General features: G+C 75.5%; 19 protein-coding genes. 8 read left to right on the top strand and 11 right to left on the bottom strand.

Features of this window, described 5'->3' with window-relative positions; genetic code table 11:
- Positions 1–264 precede the first annotated feature (264 nt).
- From LPU61_RS05410 to LPU61_RS05385, 6 genes are all read left to right on the top strand, one after another.
- Entirely contained in the window at positions 265–696 is a 432-nt protein-coding gene (locus tag LPU61_RS05410; protein WP_043962699.1) for a type II 3-dehydroquinate dehydratase, read from the top strand.
- Between the two features lie 59 nt (positions 697–755).
- Entirely contained in the window at positions 756–1109 is a 354-nt protein-coding gene (locus tag LPU61_RS05405) for a DoxX family protein (protein ID WP_077937001.1), read from the top strand.
- A 5-nt stretch (positions 1110–1114) separates the two neighbouring features.
- Complete coding sequence (locus tag LPU61_RS05400) at positions 1115–2092, top strand: ROK family protein (RefSeq protein WP_043962698.1); 978 nt, start codon at positions 1115–1117, stop codon at positions 2090–2092.
- Between the two features lie 54 nt (positions 2093–2146).
- On the top strand, positions 2147–2707 hold the full coding sequence (locus LPU61_RS05395; protein ID WP_077936999.1) for an NADPH-dependent FMN reductase: 561 nt from the start codon (positions 2147–2149) through the stop codon (positions 2705–2707).
- Positions 2708–2801: 94 nt separating this feature from the next.
- Positions 2802–3632 carry an MEDS domain-containing protein gene (locus tag LPU61_RS05390; RefSeq protein WP_229404304.1) on the top strand — a complete coding sequence of 277 codons (831 nt, stop codon included), beginning with the start codon at positions 2802–2804 and terminating at the stop codon, positions 3630–3632.
- On the top strand, positions 3629–4591 hold the full coding sequence (locus tag LPU61_RS05385) for an anti-sigma factor RsbA family regulatory protein (protein WP_043962695.1): 963 nt from the start codon (positions 3629–3631) through the stop codon (positions 4589–4591). The genes LPU61_RS05390 and LPU61_RS05385 overlap by 4 nt, the downstream gene beginning before the upstream one ends.
- A 19-nt stretch (positions 4592–4610) precedes the next feature.
- Here LPU61_RS05385 and LPU61_RS05380 read toward each other — a convergent pair whose 3' ends face one another.
- From LPU61_RS05380 to rfbB, 7 genes are all read right to left on the bottom strand, one after another.
- The gene (locus LPU61_RS05380) at positions 4611–5465 is read right to left on the bottom strand and encodes a S1 family peptidase (protein ID WP_229404303.1); all 855 of its coding nucleotides are present in this window, start codon (positions 5463–5465) and stop codon (positions 4611–4613) included.
- Between the two features lie 62 nt (positions 5466–5527).
- Positions 5528–6295 carry a TetR/AcrR family transcriptional regulator gene (locus tag LPU61_RS05375; protein WP_043962693.1) on the bottom strand — a complete coding sequence of 256 codons (768 nt, stop codon included), beginning with the start codon at positions 6293–6295 and terminating at the stop codon, positions 5528–5530.
- Between the two features lie 64 nt (positions 6296–6359).
- Positions 6360–7694, bottom strand: coding sequence for an SWIM zinc finger family protein (locus LPU61_RS05370; protein WP_229404302.1), 1335 nt, complete (start codon positions 7692–7694; stop codon positions 6360–6362).
- A gap of 11 nt (positions 7695–7705) precedes the next feature.
- The gene (locus tag LPU61_RS05365) at positions 7706–10495 is read right to left on the bottom strand and encodes a DEAD/DEAH box helicase (protein ID WP_229404301.1); all 2790 of its coding nucleotides are present in this window, start codon (positions 10493–10495) and stop codon (positions 7706–7708) included.
- 98 nt (positions 10496–10593) lie between these two features.
- Positions 10594–11427, bottom strand: a complete 834-nt coding sequence (locus tag LPU61_RS05360) for an ABC transporter permease (protein WP_229404300.1) — start codon at positions 11425–11427, stop codon at positions 10594–10596.
- A complete protein-coding gene (locus LPU61_RS05355) occupies positions 11424–12395 on the bottom strand; it encodes an ATP-binding cassette domain-containing protein (RefSeq protein WP_229404299.1) in 972 nt (323 codons plus the stop codon). The genes LPU61_RS05360 and LPU61_RS05355 overlap by 4 nt, the downstream gene beginning before the upstream one ends.
- Positions 12396–12462: 67 nt before the next feature.
- A complete protein-coding gene (gene rfbB, locus LPU61_RS05350; protein ID WP_199485998.1) occupies positions 12463–13461 on the bottom strand; it encodes a dTDP-glucose 4,6-dehydratase in 999 nt (332 codons plus the stop codon).
- Positions 13462–13576: 115 nt separating this feature from the next.
- Between rfbB and LPU61_RS05345 the strand changes: the two genes are divergently transcribed.
- Positions 13577–14599 (top strand): phosphotransferase family protein, encoded by a 1023-nt coding sequence (locus LPU61_RS05345; protein WP_229404298.1) that lies wholly within the window; start codon positions 13577–13579, stop codon positions 14597–14599.
- Positions 14600–14624: 25 nt separating this feature from the next.
- On the opposite strand, the gene LPU61_RS05340 is transcribed toward LPU61_RS05345, so the two are convergent.
- Positions 14625–14855 (bottom strand): hypothetical protein, encoded by a 231-nt coding sequence (locus LPU61_RS05340; RefSeq protein ID WP_144420211.1) that lies wholly within the window; start codon positions 14853–14855, stop codon positions 14625–14627.
- A gap of 143 nt (positions 14856–14998) precedes the next feature.
- On the bottom strand, positions 14999–16024 hold the full coding sequence (locus LPU61_RS05335; protein ID WP_043962679.1) for a serine protease: 1026 nt from the start codon (positions 16022–16024) through the stop codon (positions 14999–15001).
- Between the two features lie 231 nt (positions 16025–16255).
- Between LPU61_RS05335 and LPU61_RS05330 the strand changes: the two genes are divergently transcribed.
- On the top strand, positions 16256–17389 hold the full coding sequence (locus LPU61_RS05330) for an NB-ARC domain-containing protein (RefSeq protein ID WP_229404297.1): 1134 nt from the start codon (positions 16256–16258) through the stop codon (positions 17387–17389).
- A gap of 308 nt (positions 17390–17697) precedes the next feature.
- Here the strand turns inward: LPU61_RS05330 and LPU61_RS05325 are convergent, their stop codons facing one another.
- Together LPU61_RS05325 and LPU61_RS05320 are read right to left on the bottom strand one after the other, a co-directional pair.
- A complete protein-coding gene (locus LPU61_RS05325) occupies positions 17698–19137 on the bottom strand; it encodes an ATP-binding protein (RefSeq protein ID WP_043962678.1) in 1440 nt (479 codons plus the stop codon).
- On the bottom strand, positions 19134–20792 hold the full coding sequence (locus tag LPU61_RS05320; RefSeq protein ID WP_043962677.1) for an FAD-dependent oxidoreductase: 1659 nt from the start codon (positions 20790–20792) through the stop codon (positions 19134–19136). Before LPU61_RS05320 ends, LPU61_RS05325 begins: the two co-directional genes overlap by 4 nt.
- Positions 20793–20797 lie beyond the last annotated feature (5 nt).

Genomic DNA, 20797 nt, shown 5'->3' with positions numbered 1-20797 from the left:
TTCCCACTTCCCAATCCAGGAGGACCAGCGGTTCCCCGGCCGTCCCACGGCGGCTGGACGCAGCGGTCTCCAGCTGGCAACGTCATCGGCTCGCGGTGGACGCTAACCGACCCGGCAGCCTGCTCACTTCCCCTAGCGGGCCCCTACCCACCCCTTAGTTCGCCGGTCGGCCGGCGGTGCCCGGCCCGTGGTCGGCGGGTGGCGTAGTAAGACTGCGGGGAATCTGTCGCCGGCCCCGCCGGGTCGCCCCACGCGAGGTGAGCTGTGTCCGACGTGCTCCTGCTGAACGGCCCGAACCTGGGCATCCTCGGTCGACGCCAGCCGGAGATCTACGGCACCGACACCCTCGCCGACATCGAGCGGGCGGTCGGCGAGGAGGTCGCCGCGCGGGGCTGGAACGTGGTGGCCGTGCAGCACGACTGCGAGGGCGCGCTGGTGCGTACGGTGCAGGAGCACTACGACACGGTGGGCGCGATCGTGAACCCGGGCGCGTTGATGATCGCGGGCTGGAGCCTGCGCGACGCGCTGGCCAACTATCCCCGGCCGTGGATGGAGGTCCACCTGTCCAACGTGTGGGCCCGGGAGAGCTTCCGGCACGACTCGGTGCTCGCCCCGCTGGCCAGCGGGGTCATCGTCGGGCTCGGCCCGCTGGGCTACCGGCTGGCCGCCCGCGCCCTCGTCGCCACGGTCGGCTGAGCCGGGCAGCCCGATAGGGTCCCCGGCGACCCGTCACCCCCTCCACTAAGGATGTTTCCGTGCGGACTCCCACCATCACCCTCAGCATCATCCTGGCCGCCGTGTTCATGGCCACGGCCGTGCAGAAGCTCGTCGGCGAGCGCAAGACCCGCGAGCGGATGGACCACCTCGGCGTCTCCGCCGGCCTCACCCGGGTCATCGGGGTGTTGGAGCTGGCGGCCGTCGTCGGCCTGCTCGTCGGGCTGTTCTGGCCGCTGGCCGGGCTCGCGGCGGCGGTCGGCCTCGTCCCGCTGATGATCGGCGCCGCCGGCTACCACCTGCGCGCCCGGGACCCGTTCGCGGTGACGGTGATGCCGATCGCGTTCGGGTTGGCGGCCGCCGCGCTCGCGGTGCTGCACGTGCTCCAGAGGTGAGACCGGTGCCCGGGGGCAGCGGCAGGGACCACGTCGGCGTCCTCGGCGTCGACATCGGCGGCACCAAGGTGGCGCTGCGCGCCGAGGAGTTCGCGGCCGGGCCTGCGGAGGGCGCGCACGCCGGGGAGGTCCGGGTCGCGACGGGAGCGGGCGTCCGGGCGTACGAGCGGGTGCTGACCTGGCCCGGCGGCGGCGTCGAGGCCGACGTGGCGGCGCTGGCCGACGCGGTCGGCGCACTGCGCGCGGAGTCGGGGCTGCGGTTCGCGGCGGTCGGGGTGGCGATGCCCGGCACCACCGGCCCGACGGGCCGGGTGGTCGTGTGGCCGGGCCGGCCGAGCTGGGCGGGCCTGCCCTTCGACGAGACGCTGCGCGGGCTCTTCCCGGGCAGCCGCACCGCCTGGGCCGACGACGGTGACCTGGCTGCGCTGGCCGAGGCCCGGCACGTGGGCGCGCAGGACGTCGTCTACCTCGGGGTCGGCACCGGCGTGGGCGGTGGCGTGGTGCTCGGCGGCCGGCCCCTGCCGGCGCCGGGCCGGGGCTCCCCCGAGGTCGGCCACCTGGTCGTCGACGTCGACGGGCCCCGGTGCGACTGCGGCCGGCACGGCTGCCTCCAGGCGGTCGCCTCCGGGCCGGCGACGCTGCGTCGGGCCGGTGCGGCCCGGGGCGGCGAGGTGGGCTTCGCCGAGCTGCGCGACGGGCTGGAGCAGGACCGGCCGTGGGCCCACGACGCGGTCCGACCGGCGGGTACGGCCCTCGCGGCGGCCGTGGTCAGCCTGGGCGAGCTGCTCGACCCGGCGGTGGCGGTGCTGGGCGGCGGCTTCGCCGCCGGGCTGCCCGGCTTCGTCGACCTGGTCGGTCGGGAGGTGATCCGGCTCGCCCGGCCGGGCCGCCCGGCCCCCGCCGTGCGGGCCGCCGCCCTGGGCGGGCTCTCCTCGCTGCACGGCGCGGTGGCGCTGGCCCGGGACCTGGCCGCGCCCCGCTGAAGCCGCACCGGCCCGGGTCGACCCGGGCCGCCCGTTCGACCGAGAGGAACGCACATGATCAGGATCGGTGTCGTCGTCGGCAGCACCCGGCCGGGCCGCAAGGCGGAGGCCGTCGCCGCCTGGGTGCGGGACATCGCCGCCCAGCGCGGCGACGCGACCGCCGAGCTGGTGGACCTCGCCGATCACGCCCTGCCGCACCTGAACACGCCGCTGCCGCCGTCGATGGCCCCGTCGGGTGACCCGGCGGTGCGCCGGTGGGCCGCCCGGATCGCCGCCTTCGACGCGTACGTCTTCGTCACCCCGGAGTACAACCACTCCGTGCCCGGGGTGCTCAAGGACGCGATCGACTACCTCTACCGGGAGTGGCGGAACAAGGCGGCCGGGCTGGTCAGCTACGGGGTGCACGGGGGCACCCGGGCGGCCGAGCACCTGCGGCTGGTCCTCTCCCAGGTGGAGGTCGCCGACGTCCGGTCGCAGGTGTCGCTCTCCCTGGTGACGGACTTCGTCGACTTCACCGAGTTCCGGCCGGCCCCGGCGCAGGCGAAGGCGGTGGGCGAGATGCTCGACCAGGTGGTCGCCTGGGCCGGCGCGCTGCGCGTGCTGCGGGGGCGCTGACCCGGCCGCCGCAGACCCACCCCCACCAGCGCGGACGGCCGGGACGGCCGGCCGCGGCGGGGTGGGCATAGACTGCGGGCATGGGGCAGCATCGGTGAGCGGCGACGGCTGCCCCGCGCTGCCCACCGACCACGTCTGCTGGCGCCACGACGACCCGGCCGCCTTCGCCGCCGCCGCCCGCGCGTTCCTCACCGTCGGCCTCGTCGCCGGCGAGGAGCTGTGGTATGTGACGGAGCGGGATCCGGCCGAGGCCCGCGAGTGGCTGGCCGCCGTCCCCGGGCTGGCCGACGCCCTGCGCGACGGCGCCGCCCGGGTCGTCCCGCTCGACGGCACCTACGTCGACGGCCGGATCGCCGACCCGGCCGCCCAGGTGCGGGCCTACGCGGAGGCGACCGAGGCGGCCCTGGCCGCCGGTCACGCCGGGCTGCGGGTCGTCGCGGAGGCCACCGGGCTGGTCCGCACCCCGCGGCAACGGGTGGCCTTCACCCGCTACGAGCACCTGGTCGACGGCTACATGCGGGCCCACCCGTTCTCCGCCATGTGCGTCTACGACCCCCGCGAGCTGGGTGCGGCGGCGGTCGCCGAGCTGGCCTGCCTGCACCCGGCGGGCAACGCCGACGACGTGCTGTTCCGGCTCTACGCGGCGGGCCGGGGCCGGACGGGGCTGGCCGGCGAGCTGGACCTGTCGGCCCGCGACCTGCTCGCCACCGCGCTGGAGCGGGCCGCCCCCCGCCCGGTCGACGGGCGGCTGGTGTTCGAGGCGGCCCGGCTGCGCTTCGCCGACCACCGCTGCCTGCAACTCCTTGGCGAGTACGCCCGCAGCCGGGGTGCCGTGGCAGTGCTGCGCGGCCTGCGCGGAGCCGGCGTGGCCCGCCTCGTCGACCTGCTGGGCCTGCCCGGGATACGGGTGGAGGCCGCACGATGAGGACGGGCGCGGCGGCTGGTCACCTGGGCCACTTCCACGAGGCGGTCTGCTATGCCTCCGACGAGGAGTTGCTGACGGTCGCGGTGCCGTTCCTGCTCGGCGGGGTCGCGGCCGGGGAGCCGACCGTGGTGTCGCTGGGCGCGCACAACGCCGCCCTGGTGCGGGGTGCCCTGCCCGGCGGCTGCGGGGTCACCTTCCTGCCCGGCGACGACGTCTACGCCCGGCCGGCCGCCGCCATCCGCTCCTACCGCGAGATGCTCGCCGGGCACGTGGCCGACGGGGCCCGGCAGATCCGGATCGTCGGGGAGCTGCCGCCGAGCGCGCTGGGGGTGACCTGGGACTGGTGGGCCCGCTACGAGTCGGCGACAAACCACGCGTACGACGAGTTCCCGCTGTGGAGCATGTGCGCGTACGACACGCGCAGCACGCCCGCCTCGGTGCTGCGGGACGTGGCGCGCACCCATCCCCGGCACGCCACCCCGGACGGGCGGCACGTGCCGAGTCCCGGCTACACGGAACCGACCACCTACCTGCGGGAGAACCGGCCGGTGCCGCCGGACCCGCTTCAGTCGACGCCGCCGGTGGTCGAGCTGTCCGAGCCCACGGCGGCGCAGGCCCGGGCCGCCGTGCACGCCGTCGACGGGGGCCGGCTGCCCGTCGACGACGTCGAGGACCTGGTGGTGGCGGTCAGCGAGACGGTGACCAACGCGCTGCGCCACGGCCAGCCGCCGGTCTGCCTGCGGCTGTGGGTGGGGCCCGACCGGCTGGTGGCGACGGTCTCCGACGGCGGCGACGGGCCGAAGGACCCGTTCGCGGGTCTGCTCCCGGCCGGCGACGGCACGGAGGGGGGCCTCGGCCTGTGGATCGCCCACCAGTCCTGCAACCACGTGTCGGCGCACCGGGGGCCGGGCGGCTACACGCTGCGGCTGACGGCGGGCAACCCGCACTTCGTCGCCTGAGGCCGCCCGGCCCGGCGGCTCAGGGGATCGTCACCCCGTACGCGGCGAGGATCTCGCCGATCGGCTGGTAGTAGCTGGTGCCGCCGGTGGTGCAGTTGCCGCTGCCGCCGGAGAGGATGCCGACGATCCTGCCGGTGGCGGCGACGTAGAGCGGGCCGCCGCTGTCGCCGGGTTCGGCGCAGATGTTGGTGCGGATCAGCCCGCTGACCGAGCCCTGGGCGTAGTTGACGGTGGCGTTGAGCCCGGTGATGGAGCCGCACCGCACGCCGGTGGTGGCGCCGCTGCGGCAGACCGCCATGCCGACGACGGGCGCGGCGGTGCCGGTGACGGTCAGCGTGCCGGGGTAGGTGTGGACGGCGCTGGGGTGGGCGATGGTGGTGGAGGTGTAGCGGACGATGCCGTAGTCGTTGCCGGGGAAGCTGCTGCCGGCGCGGGAGCCGAGCACGCTGGTGCCGGCGCTGTCGGCGTACCAGGTGGTGGCGGTCGTCGTGCAGTGGCCGGCGGTGACGAAGTAGTAGGTGCTGCCGCTGCGGACGTTCGCGCCGAGCGAGCAGCGCCCGCCGCCGGCGGCGTAGACGGCCTGCCCGCCGGCGATGAGGGTGCTCAGCCGGCCCGGTTCGCGGCGGACCACGGCGTCGGTCCCGGCCAGCCGGGCGCGCAGGGCGGCCAGTTGGCGGTCGCTGACTGTGTCGTCGGCGGCGACGGTGGTCCGGCCGGTGACCGGGTCCACGGTCCACGCGGTGCCGGCCGGCGCGTCGGCGACGACGACCGGGGCGGGCGCGCCGGTCGGGGCGGTGGGGGCGGCGTGGGCGGCCACCGGCGGCGCGAGCAGGGGTACGGCGAGCAGGAGGGCGAGCAGGGGGAAGCGGCGCATCCGAACCTCCATGTATCGGCGTGCGTGGATGCGTACAGCTTCCCCGTCCGGACCCGCCCGGATCAAGTGCCCTGACGGTCGGCGACCACCACCGAGATGCCGTCGAGCACCCGTTGCAGGCCGAACTCGAACGCGTGCTCCGGCCCGTACGCCGCGCCGTGCGCCTCGCCGGCCGCGGTGCCGACCCGGGCGGCCGTCGGGTAGCTGCCCGACTTCATGAACCGCTCCAGCCAGGGCGCGTGCGACTGCCACCACTGGCCGTCGGTCATGCCGGTCTCGCGCTCCAGGTTCACCACGTCCAGCTCGGCCCGCGCCGCGCTCCGGACGTGGCCGAGGACCAGGGTGAGCACGGCGTCCATCTCGACGTCGTCGAGCCCGATGTCGGCCACGGCGCCCAGCTCGTAGTCGTACTTGGCGAGCAGGTTCGGGCCGAGCACCGGCCGGCTCGTCTCGGCGCGCAGCAGCCACGGGTGGGCGCGGTAGAGCCGCAGGTTCTCCCGCGCGATCTGCTCCAGCCGGGCCCGCCAGCCACCGGGCACGTCGGCCGGGCGGCTCATCTCGCCGTAGAGCGTGTCGACCATGACGTCGAGCAGCTCGGCCTTGCCGGGCACGTACGTGTAGACCGACATGGTGCCGGCGCCCAGCGCCTCGCTGACCCGGCGCATGGTGAGCGCGTCGATCCCCTCGGCGTCGGCGATCTCGATCGCCGCCCGGACGATCCGGTCGACGCTGAGGCCGGGCCCGGCGCTGCGGCTCGCCGGCTCGCGGGTGCGCCAGAGGATGGCCAGGCTGCGGGCGGGGTCGACCTTGCCCTTGCGCGCGTTCGACATAGTGCCGCCATCCTAGCGGCGGGATACCGTACCTCGTACGGGGCGAGCGGCGGGGCCGACAGCGTCAGCTCTGGGGAAGGTCGAGCAGCGCGTCCGCCGGGTCCGGGCCGGGCGGCCCCGCCGGCCACCACTGGCCCGCGCGCCTGCGGAACGGATACCACCGGCCGTCGCGGCCGTAGCGCACCTGCGCGTCGCGGCCGACCGTCCACCGGTTGCGCCAGTTCTTCACCTCGGGAGCGGCCCCGTCGACCCCGCCCGCCTCGCGCAGCGCTTCGGTGGACCGGGCCACCAGCTCCCTCGGCGGGCTGAACACCGCGTCGACGACGTCCACGCCGGCCGCGCCCGCGTACTCCCAGGCCTTGACGGCCCGGGGCAGGTCGGCGGCCCGGCCGCTGGCCTCGCCCAGCCGCCCCGCCGCCGCAGATCGCGGCATCCGGGCCGCCAACCGCACCGCGTCGCACCAGGCGTCGGGCTCCGGGGCGAGCGGTTCCGCCCCGAGCGCGGCCGGGCGCGACGACGCCGGTGACGCGACGCCCGCGAGCAGGTGCCGGGCCCGGTGCGCCGCGTCGGCGGCGAGCACCCCGAGCGCCTCGGCGTCGATGCCGGGCGCCTCGTGCCCGGCGAGCAGCGGGGCGAGGGCGAGGGGCTCGCCGGTCACCGGCCCCGGCGGCGCGGGCAGGGCGGCGGGCGGCGCGGCGTACGCCTGCTCGGCCGGGGTGCCGGCCGCCTCGTCGGCGGCGTCGGTGGCGACGGACCGGCGGGCGTTGCGCCGGCGCAGGTCCGCCATCAGCTCCGCCTCGCCCCGACCGCGCATCAGCAGCAGCACGAACGGGTCCCGGTCGAGCAGCCACGCCGCCTGGTACGCGAGCGCGGCGGCGTGCCGGCACGGGTGGTCCCAGGACGGGCAGTCGCACTCGGGGTCGAGGTCGCCGTAGCCGGGCAGCAGGCGCACCCCGGCGTCGTCGGCGGTCTGCACCAGGTCGTGGGGCATGTCCCGGTCGAGCAGGGCCGCGATGTGCCCGGCCTTCGCGGCGACCCGGTCGAGCAGCCGGTCCCACTCGGCCGCGGCGAGGGTGCCGACGCGCACGACGGTGTCGTGCGGGGTGTACTGATCGCCGTCGTGCACCCCGGCGGAGATCCGGCCGGGGCTGACGGTGATCGACCCGACCTGCCCGGCGAAGGCGTACCGGCGGCCCTTCCTGAGCTGTTCGGGGTCGAGGGCGGTGCGTTCCATCGACTCGATCCAGGCGTTACCCCACCACGTGTCGGCGAACTTCCGGCCGACCCGCCGGCCGGGGGCGAGCCTCGGGAAGCTGCGCGCCCGCCGCTCGTCGGCGGTCGGCTCGTCGTCCGGCTCCAGCTCGTCGTCGGCCTCGTCGTACTCGATGTCGAAGTCCACGTCGTGGCTCCTCATCCCTCGTGGCGCAGTTGCACGAGCCGGAGCAGCTCGGCGTCGGAGAGTTCGGTCAGGGCGGTCTCGCCGCCGGTGAGCACCGCGTCGGCCAGCTCCCGCTTGGCCTCCAGCAGGTCGGCGATCCGGTCCTCCAGGGTGCCCTGGGCGATCAGCCGGTGCACCTGCACCGGCCGGGTCTGGCCGATCCGGTACGCGCGGTCGGTGGCCTGCTCCTCCACGGCCGGGTTCCACCACCGGTCGTAGTGGACGACGTGGTCGGCCCGGGTCAGGTTGAGGCCGGTGCCGGCCGCCTTGAGCGAGAGCAGGAACACCGGCACCTCGCCGGCCTGGAACCGGCGCACCAGTTCCTCGCGCTGCGGCACGGGCGTGCCGCCGTGCAGCAGTTGCGCCGGCACCCCCCGCTCGGCCAGGTGCCGCTGGAGCAGCCGGGCCATCTGGACGTACTGGGTGAAGACCAGCGCCGCGCCGTCCTCGGCGAGGATGGTCTCCAGCAGGTCGTCGAGGAGTTGCAGCTTCTCCGACCGACCGGCGAGCGGGCCGTGCGCCTCCTTCAGGTAGTGCGCCGGGTGGTTGCAGACCTGCTTGAGGCCGACGAGCAGCTTGAGCACCAGGCCACGCCGGGCGATGGTGGTGGTGCTGGCGCGGATCTCGGCGAGCACGTCGGCGACCACCCGCTGGTAGAGGGCCGCCTGCTCGGCGGTGAGCGACACGAGGTGGTCGGTGACGGTCTTCGGCGGCAGTTCGGGGGCGATGCCGGGGTCGGACTTGCGCCGCCGCAGGAGGAAGGGGCGGGCCAGTCGGGACAGCCGCGCCACGGCGGGGCCGTCGCGGTCCACCTCGATCGGCCGGGCCCAGGTGGCCCGGAACGCGCCGACGGAGTCGAGCAGGCCGGGGGTGGTCCAGTCGAGGATCGCCCACAGCTCGGAGAGGTTGTTCTCCACCGGCGTGCCGGTGAGCGCGACCCGGGCCCGGGCGGGGATCGCCCGCAGCGCCTTCGCGGTGCCGCTGAGCCGGTTCTTGACGTACTGCGCCTCGTCGGCGACCACCAGGCCCCACCCGTGGCCGGCGAGGTGGCCGGCGTCGACGCGCATGGTGCCGTAGCTGGTCAGCACGAACCCGCCGGTGAGCCCGTCGAGGGACCGGGCGGTGCCGTGGAACCGGCGGACGGTCGTGCCCGGGGCGAACCGCCGGATCTCCCGCTCCCAGTTGCCGAGCACCGACGCGGGGCAGACGACGAGGGTGGCCCCGGCGGTCGCCGGTTCCGCCTGGCGGCGCAGGTGCAGCGAGATGACGGTGACGGTCTTGCCCAGGCCCATGTCGTCGGCGAGGCAGCCGCCGAAGCCGAGCGAGGTCATCCGCTCCAGCCAGCGCAGGCCGCGTAGCTGGTATTCGCGCAGCGTGCCGTCGAGCGCGGCCGGGGGCTCCAGCGACTCGGGGCCGGCGTCGGGTTCGGCGATCCGCTCGCGCAGCGCGCCCAGCCAGCCGTCGGCGACCACCTCGACCCGTTCGCCCTCGACCTCGGTGCTGGCGATCAGCGTCGCGGCCAGGGCGTCGTAGGCCCTGCGCGGCTTGAGCTGCCGCTCGCGGGCCTTGCGGGCCAGCTCCGGCTCGACCGCCACCCACCGGTCCCGCAGCCGGACGATCGGCCGGGACTTCGCCACCAGGTCCATCTCGGCGTCGGTCAGCGCGTCGCCGGCCAGGGTGAGCTGCCAGCTCAGCGGCATCGGCGCGGCGGAGCCGAAGAACTCCGCCACCTCGGCGGGCCGTTCCGGCGGGGAGCTGACGAGCACCCGGGCGGCCAGCTCGCGGGAGATCCCGGGCGGCCATTCGACGTCGATGCCGGCGGCGGCGAGCCGCGCCTCGGCCCCGCCGAGCAGGTCGACCAGGTCCTCGTCGAGCAGCTCCAGCTCGACCGGCGCGGCGTGGTCGAGAAGCCGCTCCAGCGGCTGCCACACGGCGGCGGCGCGGCGCACGGCGAGCATGGCTTCGAAGGTGGCCTGCTCGCCGAGGCCGTGCCCGTCGCCCTCCCACAGGGCCGCCGCGTCGGCGACCAGCGTCGGGTCGGCGAGGCTGCGCAGCCGCACCACGGCGGCGAGGGGCGTGCTGCCGAGGTCGCCCCGGCCCTCCAGCCGCAGCGCCACCCGCAGGCCGGTGTCGACGCCGGCGGAGACCTCCCGCGCCCAGTCGCGCAGGTCGTCCACCGGCTCGGGCTCCAGGCCGGTGAACCGGGGGTCGCCGGTCAGCCACGTCGCGGCCGGGGTGCGCGGCAGCGTGTCGGCCACCGCGTCGAGGAAGGCGCGGACCAGCCCTTCCGGCTCGGGCAGGGCAAGGTGTTCGGCAGCGGCGTCGACCGGTATCGCCCGCGCCTCGGGCGGCATCGCCGCCGCGAGGGCCCGGATGCGTTCCACGTCGGCCACGTCGAGAGGGCCCACCCGCCAGGCGTCCCAGCCCTGCGGGGAGACGCCGGGCAGGATCCGCCCCCGGGCGGCCAGGTGCAGGCCGGTGACCGCCACCGCCGACCAGAACGCGGCGGCGGGAGTGGGGTCGTCGGCGTCGCGCAGCGCGGCGAGCTGCCGGACCGCGTCGCCGACCGGCACGGCGCAGGCGGGCACCGTCCAGGCCGCCACGGGGCCGTCGAGCCGGAGGGCGAGGTCCAGCTCGCCGCACTCCCCCAGCGCGTCGAGCTCCTCGGGCAGCGCGTGCCCGGCGGGGTCGTAGAAGCTGACCGTGCCGGCCCGGGGCGGGTCGCCCGGCTCGAAGACGACCGCGAACCGGCCGAGTCGCACCGTGCCTCCTGCGGTGGTCGGGCGGGCGGCGACCGCCCGCCGAGGGAAGGACAACCCTAGCGTACGTCGTACCGTAAGCGGCACGATCGGGGCGGGCGTCAGCGGCCCAGGGCCCGGTACCTGCGCACCGACAGCGGCAGGAAGACGGCGACCAGCGCGACCGGCCAGATCAGCGCCAGCTCCGGCGCGTGCTGGGCGGCCCAGGAGTCGCCGCCCCAGCCGGGGTTGCCGAACAGCTCCCGGGTCGCGCCGACGGTCGCCGACAGCGGGTTCCACTCGGCGACCGCGCCGAGCCAGCCGGGCATGGTGGCCGGGGCGACGAACGCGCTGGACAGGAAGCCGAGCGGGAACTCCAGCGTCTGCACCCCGGCCACGGCCTGCTGGCCCTTCAGCACGAGGCCGAGGAAGACGCCCACCCAGACCAGGGCGAAGCGCAGCAGCAGGACCAGCCCGAACGCCGCGACGGTGTCGCCGACGCCGCCGTGCGCCCGCCAGCCGACCGCGAGGCCGACGAGCAGCATCACCGCGAGGGTGAGCACCGCGAAGAGCAGGTCGGCCGCCGCCCGGCCGACCAGCGGGGCCAGCGGGGAGACCGGCATCGAGCGGAGCCGGTCGGTGACGCCCCGGTCCAGGTCGGCGGAGACGGCGAGCGTGGTGAGGCTGATGCCGAACACCATGGTCATGGCGAACATGCCGGGCATCAGGAACTCCCGGTAGTCGCCGCCGCCGGGCACCCGCAACGCGCCGCCGAACAGGTAGGCGAACATCAGCACCATGACGATGTCGAACCCGAGGGACGCGACCAGCGGCCCCGGGTCGCGACGCCAGTGGGCCAGGCTGCGCCGGGTCAGCGTGACGCTGTCGGCCAGCAGGGCGGGGCGGCCGGGCGCCACGTGCGGGGACGCGGTGTCGGGCAGGGTCGCGCTGGTCACGCGGGAACCTCCTCGGCGGTCTCGGTGCGGCGGCCGGTCAGGTGCAGGAACACCTCGTCCAGGGTCGGCCGGCGCAGCGCCACGTCCTCGACGGCGACGCCCGCGGCGTCGAGCGCCCGCAGCACCTCGGTCAGCGCGCCGGCCCGGTGCTCCACCCGGGCGCTGACGAGCCGCCGGTCCGGGTCGACCTCCGGCTCGCCGCCGGCCACCCGGCCGAGCTGGGCGCCGGCCGCGGCCAGGTCGGCGGCGTCGCGGACGACCAGGTCGATCCGGTCGCCACCGAGCCGGGCCTTCAGGTCGTCGGGGGTGCCCTCGGCGATGACCCGCCCGCCGTCGAGCACCGAGATCCGGTCGGCGAGCCGGTCGGCCTCGTCGAGGTACTGGGTGGTGAGCAGGACGGTGGTCCCCGCGCGGACCAGCTCGCGGACCGCCTCCCACACCTCGTTGCGGCTGCGCGGGTCCAGCCCGGTGGTCGGCTCGTCGAGGAAGAGCACCGCCGGGGCCAGGATCATCCCGGCGGCCAGGTCGAGCCGTCGGCGCATGCCACCGGAGTACGCCCTGACCGGCCTGCCGCCCGCGTCGGCGAGCCCGAACCGGTCGAGCAACTCGCTGGCGCGCTGCCGGGCGCGCCTCGCGCCGAGGTGGCACAGCCGGCCGAAGACGACCAGGTTCTCGTGGCCGCTGAGCACCTCGTCCACGGCGGCGCGCTGCCCGACCAGGCCGATGCGGTGGCGCACCTGGTCGGGCTGGCGGGCCACGTCGAAGCCGGCGACCTCGGCGCGGCCGGAGTCGTGGCGCAGCAGGGTCGACAGGATCCGCACGGCGGTGGTCTTCCCCGCCCCGTTCGGGCCGAGCAGGCCGCACACCCTTCCCGGCCGGACCCGCAGGTCGAAGCCGTCCAGGGCCGGGGTGTCCCCGTACCGCTTGCGCAGCCCCTCCGCCGCGATCGCGAAACCGTCCGCTGTCACGTCGCCCCCTCCGCCACCTACCGTACAACATACGGTAGCACGTACGGAACGGGCGACGGCGACGCCGTTACCGGCCGATCGCCGCGTAGCGGGCCTCCGTTGCGGCCTTCTGCGGCCCCCACCACCACTCGTTGCGGCGGTACCAGTCGACGGTGGCGACCAGCCCGTCGGCCAGGTCCCGGTGGCGGGGACGCCAGCCCAGCTCCCGGCGGATCTTGGAGCTGTCGCAGGCGTAGCGCAGGTCGTGGGCGGGGCGGTCCGGCACGTGGTCGAAGTCGTCGGCGGGCCGGCCGAGCAGCGTCAGGGTCAACTCCAGCAGGGCACGGTTGCTCCACTCGGCCCCGGAGCCGATCAGGTACGTCTCCCCGCACACCCCCGCGTCGAGGATCAGCAGCACGGCGTCGTTGTGGTCGTCGACGTGGGTCCACTCCCGCACGTTCGCGCCCGTGCCGTAGAGCTTGGGCCGCTGACCGCGCAGCACGTTGGTGATCTGCCGGGGCAGGAACTTCTCCACGTTCTGGTACGGCCCGTAGTTGTTCGCGCAGTTGGACGTCGTCGCCCGCACCCCGTACGACCGGACCCACGCCCGGACCAGCAGGTCCGAGGCCGCCTTCGTCGCCGAGTACGGGCTGGACGGGTCGTAACGGCTCTGCTCGGTGAACGCCCCGCCGCCGTGCAGCGGCAGGCTGCCGAACACCTCGTCGGTGGAGACGTGGTGCAGCCGCCGGTCGTGCCGGCGGACCGCCTCCAGCAGCACGAACGTGCCCTCGACGTTGGTACGCAGGAACGGCGTCGGGTCCTGCAAGGAGTTGTCCACGTGGGACTCGGCGGCGAAGTGGACCACCGTGTCGCAGTCCGAGACGAGGGCGTCGACCAGGTCGCCGTCGCAGACGTCGCCACGGACGAAGGTGATCCGGTCGGCGACCTCGGCGAGGCTGTCCCGGCTCCCGGCGTAGGTGAGCGCGTCGAGCACGGTCAGCCGCAGGCCCGGCCGGGCGGCCAGCGCCCGGCGCACGAAGTTGGCGCCGACGAACCCCGCACCCCCGGTGACCAGCATGTGTTCCATGCCGCGACGCTAACCGACGCGGCCCGCAGCGGGGTCGGACCCGGCCACTTGGGCGCACTGCCTAGGCTCGCTGCCGGGCGGACTGTCCACCCGACACACGGCGCGGAGGTGCGGAATGAGCGGGCCCAGCCCCACCCAGCGGTCCCTCACCCGGGACGACGTGGCCTGGTACGTCCGGGCCTCCCTCGGCCCCGGGCGTGACGTGGTCGACTGCGGGCCGCTCGGCGGGGGCGGCTTCGCCACCGTGTGGTGGGTGACGCTGGACGACGGCGGCGCGGCCGTGCTGAAGGTGGCGCCGCCGCCCGGGGCCCGCCTGCTGCGCTACGAGCGCGGCCTGGCGGCGGCGGAGGCGCGCTACTTCCGGCTGGTGGCCGCGCACGCGCCGCAGGTGCCCGTGCCCCGGGTGCTGCACCACGGCCGGGACCCGGAGCGCGGCGAGTGGCTGCTCACCGACCGGCTGCCCGGGCGTCCCCTCGCCGAGCTGACGGCCGACGTCGACGCCGGCCCGGCCCGCGCCGACTTCGGCGCCGCCACCGTCGCGCTGCACCGGATCACCGGCGACCGGTACGGCTACGACGGCGGCCGGGCCGGCGGGCCGACGTGGTCGCGCGCGTTCGCCGCGATAGTCGACGACCTGCTCGCCGACGCGGCGGACTGGGACGTCGCCCCGCCCGGCGGGCCACGGCTGATCCGGGAGCTGGTGCGCCACCACGCGGGGGCGTTGGACGAGGTGCGCCGCCCCGCCCTGCTGCACTTCGACGGCTGGGACGGCAACGTGCTCGCCGCGCCGGACGCGACCGGCGCGTACCGGATGTGCGGGCTGGTCGACGGCGAGCGCTACCTGTGGGGCGACCCGCTGCTGGACCTGGTCTCGCCGCTGCTGTTCCGGCGGGCCGAGGACGAGCCGGACCACCCCTTCCTGCGCGGCTGGCGGGCGGCCGGCGGCCAGCCGGCGGCCTTCGACCCCGGGGCCCGGGTGCGACTCGGCCTCTACCGGCTGCACCTCTACCTGCTGATGATCGTGGAGATGCCCAGCCGGGGGATGACCCCGGAGAACGCCCCGGACCGGTCCGCGCTCCTGGCCGAGCTGCTCGACCGGGAGCTGGCCGACCTCGGCCGGGGCCGGCCCCGTCCCTGAGCCGGGGCCCGCCGACGGTTCCGGGTCACTCCGTGGGCATCGGGGCCGGTTCCGCGCTGGCCATCCGGGCCGGGTCCCAGTACGAGGCGTCCGGGGACGGCGGCCGGCTGCTCGACGCGCCGGTGTCCCCCACGGACGCCGGCGCCGCCGGCCGCTCCCCCGGACCGGACCGGCGGGCCGCCACCCCGGCCACCACGGCGACGACCACGACCACGGCGACGGCCACCGCCACCGCCGCACCCCACCCCTGCCTCATCCCGCACTCCTCTCCGCCGCCCCCGCGGCGACGCGGGACCGGGAACCCGACGCCCGGCCACGACCACACCTCTTTGGACGCGCGCCGCCCCCGGCCGGATCCGTCGGATCCGGCCGGGGGCGGGCATCACCCGATCGGATGACTCAGACGCGGGCCGCGACCGAGTTGTAGACGTCCATGACCGCGGTGTCGAAGTACGAACTCTTGTTCACCCCGGCGCTGTTCAGTGTGCTCATGATTCCGTTCACGTAGCCGTACACGTCGTTGTAGAGGCGTAGCCAGACCGAGCCGCTGGAGCCGCCCGTGAAGCCGCAGTTGAGGGCGATCTTGTTCTCGCTGCCGGGCCGGTACGTCGTGCCCTGGCAGTACTGCTGCCACCCGCCGTCGTACGGCGGCGCCGCCGGGTAGGCGAGGATGGTGACGGCCTGGGTGTAGCTGTAGTTGACCGAGAGCCCGTTGCCGCCGACCACGTTGACCAGCTGCTGGCCCGACGCGTTCGGGTACACGGTGATGTACGAGACGTCCCGGTCGAGGTTGCTGTCGTTGATCCAGGCGTTGAACGCGGTCAGGTACTTGGCCGACCACCGGCCGTACGGCTCGGCGCCGTAGTTGTAGAGCGGCACGAAGATCCAGTTCTGCATCCACTGGCCGCCCCTGCCGCCGTGCACGCAGTGCCCGGCGCTCATGACGAGCAGCTTGGAGGTGCTGTTCACGGCACCGGCCGAGCAGACGTAGTTCTTGCCGTCCACGGGGTTGTAGAAGAAGACCTTGCCGACGGTGGCGGACGCGGCGACGTAGGCGCTGATGTCCCCACCGGCCTGCGACGCGACGCTGGAGGCGGCCGTCACGGTGGGCGCGGCCGGCGGCACGGAGCGGGCCGGCCCGGTCGGCTTCAGGCCCTTGCCGGCCACGGCTCCCGCCTTCTTGACCAGCACGTCCGCCGAGATCGCGGTGCGCATCCGCTCCTTGGTCCAGTAGTCGCTCGCCTGCTGGGCGGCGGTCAGCCCGCTGCGGGCCGCAGTGGTGGAGGTGGTCGCCGCCACCGTGGTGGCCGACGCTCCGCCGACGGGGGCTGCCTGCGCGGGCCCGGTGCCCACCAACACCGTCGCCGCGACGAGCGCGGCGGACGCGGTGACCGTGGCCACCCGCCGGATGTCCGGAAAGTGCATTCGTTCTCCTCCCACCAAACACATTGGCGCTTGTCTAAGCGCTCGGCACAGCATGCGGGGCCGGGAAACGGCGACGGAAGGACCCGGGGCCGTCAACTCTGTCGCTGACAGTGTGTCCGCGACCTGACTGACCGCAAGGATTCAACATCGGACAGTGGTGAAGCTCGGAGGTTTCCGGGCCAGCGCCAAGATGTGGGGAGAACGCCAATGGGCCGGCTCACCCGCCCTCTCGTGCCAGCAGGTCCCCTCGCCGACTTCTACGACCGACTACACGCCCTGCACCTCGCCGCCGGCCAGCCCAGCGTGCGCCGGCTGCAACAGCTCACCCGCGCCGAGCGGCGGCCCCGGGGCATCAACCCGACGTCGATCCACGCGGTCTTCACGCGTCCCCGCCTGGCCCGGTGGGAGGTGGTGGGTGAGATCGTCCGGGTGCTCGGCGGCGACGTCGAGGAGTTCGCCAGGTTGTGGCGTCGGGCCAACCGCTGCCAGTCGCACGACGACAGCCTGGTCGACCCTGCGCCGCACGCCCGGCCGTGGGCACCCGCCGACGCCACGCCCGTCCCCCGCGAGCTGCCGCCGGACGTGCTGCCGTTCACCGGGCGCGGCCCGGTCCGCGCCGCGCTCGACGGCCTGCTCGCCGAGGGCGCCACCCGGGCGGCGATGATGACCGTGCTGCTGACGGGCTCGACCGGGATCGGCAAGAGCGCGCTGGCCGTGCACTGGGCCCACCGGGTCGCCGACCGCTTCCCCGACGGCCAGCTCTACGCCGACCTGCGCGGCGAGAGCCCCGGGCAGCCGCCGACACCGGTCGAGGTGCTCACGGCCTTCCTCGACGCCCTCGGCGTCGCCACTGCCGGCCTGCCCGCGTCGCCGGCCGCCCTCGCCGCCCGCTACCGCACCCGGATGTCGGGACGCCGGATGCTGGTGCTGCTCGACAACGCCAGCACCGTCGGGCAGGTGCGTCCCCTGCTGCCCGGCTCGCCCGGCTGCCTGGTCCTGGTGACCAGCCGGGACGGCCTGGCCGAGCTGGTCGTACGGCACGGGGCGCGGCGGCTGGAGCTGGGTCCGCTGAGCGCCGAGGCGGGCGTCGAGCTGCTGCGCGGGCTGATCGGCGACCGGGTCGACGCCGACCCCGAGTCCGCCTACGACCTGGTCCGGCGCTGCGGCGGTCGGCCGCTGGCCCTGCGGGTCGCGGCGGAGCGGATGACCGCCCTGACCACACCCGCCCTGACCACACCCGCCCTGGCCACGGCACCCGCCCTGGCCACGACCGCCCTGCCGGGGCCGCCCCTGGCCCCGGTACGGGTGGTGGACCACCCCCGGTTGTGCGTGCAGCGGTGGACGGCGCTGGCTGACTCTGGGTGACCCTCCTCCGACCCCAACCGACCTCGCACGCCCCCTTTGCTCTGCACCCACGGACGCAGCACCCGGCTGGGCTGCGCACGAACGCGAACGCGAACGACGCCGCGACCGGCGGACCGTCGCGCTGCGTAGGCGTTGCGTAGGCGGGTGCAGAGCAAAGGGGGCGGAGAAGGGTGTCGGCGCCCGGCGAGCGGAAACCACGCCGTGTCACACGACGTCGGCCGGACCAGGCCGGGCCGGGCCGGGCCAGGCCGGGCCGGGCCGGGCCAGGCCAGGCACGCTGCCGCAGCCAGCCAGCCCGCCCGCCCGCGTCACGGCGCTGGGGCGGCCTCCGGGGCCACGCCGGGGGCGGGGGTGATCGGCAGCAGCACGCGGAACACCGTCCGGCCGGGCTCGCTCGTCACCCGGATGTCCCCGTGGTGCTTGTTGACCACGATCCGGTACGAGATGTCCAGCCCCAGCCCGGTCCCCTCGCCGACCGGCTTCGTGGTGAAGAACGGCTCGAAGATGCGCGGGCGCACCGCCGCCGGGATGCCGGGGCCGGTGTCGGCCACCTCGACGGTCAGCTGGTCGTCGACCCGGCCGGTGCGGACGGTCAGCGTGCCCTCGTCGCCCATCGCGCCGAGCGCGTTGTCGATCAGGTTGGTCCACACCTGGTTCAGCTCGGCCGCGTACGCGGGGATCGGGGGCAGCGCCGGGGCGTACTCCCGGACCAGGCGGACCCCCGGCGGGAGCTTGCCCTTGAACATCACCAGCGTCGCGTCGAGCAGCTCGTGCACGTCCACCACCTGGTAGGGGGCCCGGTCGAGCTGGGAATACTGCTTGGCCGCGCCGACCAGCTTGGAGACCCGGGTGGCCGCGTCGGCGATCTCCCGCATGAGCAGCTCGGTGTCCACGGTGTAGGTCAGCCACCGCACCGCCGGCTCCAGGTCGTCGGTGCCGAGCTCCGCGCGGACCCGGTCCAGCCAGGCGACGTCCAGCCCGCCGGCGACCAGCGTCGGGGCCAGCTCCCAGCCGGCGGCGATCCCCTGGTCGTCCAGCCAGTCGGTCAGCTCGTCCTCGGCGTCGCTGGTGGCCAGGGGCGACAGCGCACACGCCTTCGCCGCCCGCTCGACCGCCTCCTCCTGCAACGCCACGAGGGCGTGCAGCCGCCGCCCGTCGAGCCGGCCGTCGGCGATCATCGCCAGCTTGTGCCGCATGCCGGCGACCCGGTCCCGCAGGGCGGACGCGGCCCGCACCGCCGCGCTCGCCGGGTTGTTCAGCTCGTGGGTCAGCCCCGCCGACAGGGCGCCCAGGGCCACCAGCCGCTCCCGCTCCCCGACGACCGTCTGGGTGTCCCGCATCCCGATGAACAGCCCCTCCAGCAGGTGCATCGCCATCGGGAACCAGGACCGCACCGCGTGGGCGAACGTCTCGGCGGGCAGCACGAAGAACTCCGCGTCGCTGACCGCCCACATCCCGTTGCGGTAGATCTGCTGGTCGTCCAGGTATGCCTGGGTGGCCCCGCCGTACACCCCGCGCTGCGCCGTGCGGAGGATCTCCACCTCCTCGCCGTGGATCGTCCGGCACAGCCGCACCTCGCCGGCGAGCAACACGAAGAAGCAGGTCGCCGGCTCGCCCTCGGCGTAGACGGCCTCCCCGGCCGTACGCTGCTCGACCCGGCCGTGCTCGGCCAGCCAGGCGACCTGCCGGTCGTCGAGCGACTCGAACAGGAACAGCGTCCGCACCTCGGCGGGGGTCAGGCCGGTCACTGCGCCTCCAGGTAGCGGTGCACCAGCGACACGGCCATCGCGCCCTCGCCGACGGCGGAGGCGACCCGCTTGACCGAGGCCGCGCGCACGTCGCCGGCCGCGAACACGCCGGGCAGGCTGGACTCCAGGTGGTAGGGGTCGCGGGGCAGCGACCAGCCGGGCGGCCGGCTGCCACCGGCCACCAGGTCCGGCCCGGTGACGACGTACCCCCGCTCGTCGCGGACCACGACGCCCTCCAACCATTCGGTACGCGGCTCCGCGCCGATGAACACGAACAGCCACGACGCGTCGACGTCGCGCCGCTCGCCGGTGCGGGTGTCGCGCAGGGTCAGCCGTTGCAGGTGCTCCTCCCCCGCGCCGGCCACCACCTCGGTGTGCGGGTGCACGGTGATGCGGTCGATGCGGTCGAGCTGGTCGATCAGGTAGCTCGACATCGACGCCGTGAGGTCCGCGCCCCGGATCAGCACGTGCACCCGGGCGGCGTACCGGGAGAAGTAGACGGCCGCCTGGCCCGCCGAGTTCGCCCCGCCGACGATGTAGACGTCCTGGTCGACGCAGCTCGGCGCCTCGGTGGCGGCCGAGCCGTAGAACACGCCCCGGCCGGTGAGCTCGGCCAGGCCGGGGGCGTCGAGCATCCGGTACGACACGCCGGTCGCCAGCACCACCGCGTGCGCGGCGATGGTGGACCCGTCGTCGAAGCGCAGCAGCCGCGCCGAACCGGCCTCCGCCAGGCCGACGACCTCCCGGGTGCTCAGCAGCTCCGCGCCGAACTTCAGCGCCTGCCGGCGGGCCCGGTCGGTGAGCTGCGCCCCGGACACGCCGTCGGGGAAGCCCAGGTAGTTCTCGATCCGGCTGCTCTGCCCGGCCTGCCCGCCGGTGGCCCGCCGCTCCACCAGCACCGTGCGCAGCCCCTCCGACGCCCCGTAGACGGCAGCGCCGAGCCCGGCCGGCCCGCCGCCGACGACCACCAGGTCGTAGAAGTCCGACGCCGGGACGACGTTGAGGCCGACGAGGCCGGCCAGCTCCGTCTCCGAGGGCGCCACCAGGGCCTTGCCGTCGGCGGTGACGACCAGCGGCACGTCGGCGGCGCTCACCCCGGCCGCCGCGAGCAGCCGCCCGCCCTCGGGCTCGTCGGCCAGCAACCAGCGGTACGGCACCAGGTTGCGGGCCAGGAAGTCGCGCACCGCGAAGGACGGGGCGGACCAGCGGTGCCCGACCACCCGGATCTCCGTGGTGGCGGCCTCCGGGCTGGCCGTCCACGCCTCCAACAGCGCGTCGACGACCGGGTAGAGCTTCTCCTCCGGCGGGTGCCACGGCTTGAGCAGGTAGTGGTCGAGGTCGACGAGGTTGATGGCGTCGATGGCCGCGCCGGTGTCCGCGTACGCGGTGAGCAGCACCCGGCGCGCGGCGGGGAAGAGGTCCATCGCGGCCTCGAGGAACTCGATGCCGTTCATCTCGGGCATCCGGTAGTCGGCGACCAGCACCGCCACCTGCTCGCCGCGCAGCTTGATCTCGCGCAGCGTGTCGAGGGCCTCGGGGCCGGAGCCGGCGCGCACCACCCGGTACCGGTCGCCGTAGCGGCGGCGGAAGTCGCGGGCGACCGCGCGGGAGACCGCCGGGTCGTCGTCGATCGAGAGGATCACCGGGTGCGCCATCGGAC

The organism is Micromonospora sp. NBRC 110038, from assembly GCF_020884815.1.
Taxonomy (GTDB): Bacteria; Actinomycetota; Actinomycetes; order Mycobacteriales; family Micromonosporaceae; genus Micromonospora; species Micromonospora haikouensis.
This window is presented reverse-complemented; position numbering and strand designations above follow the sequence as displayed.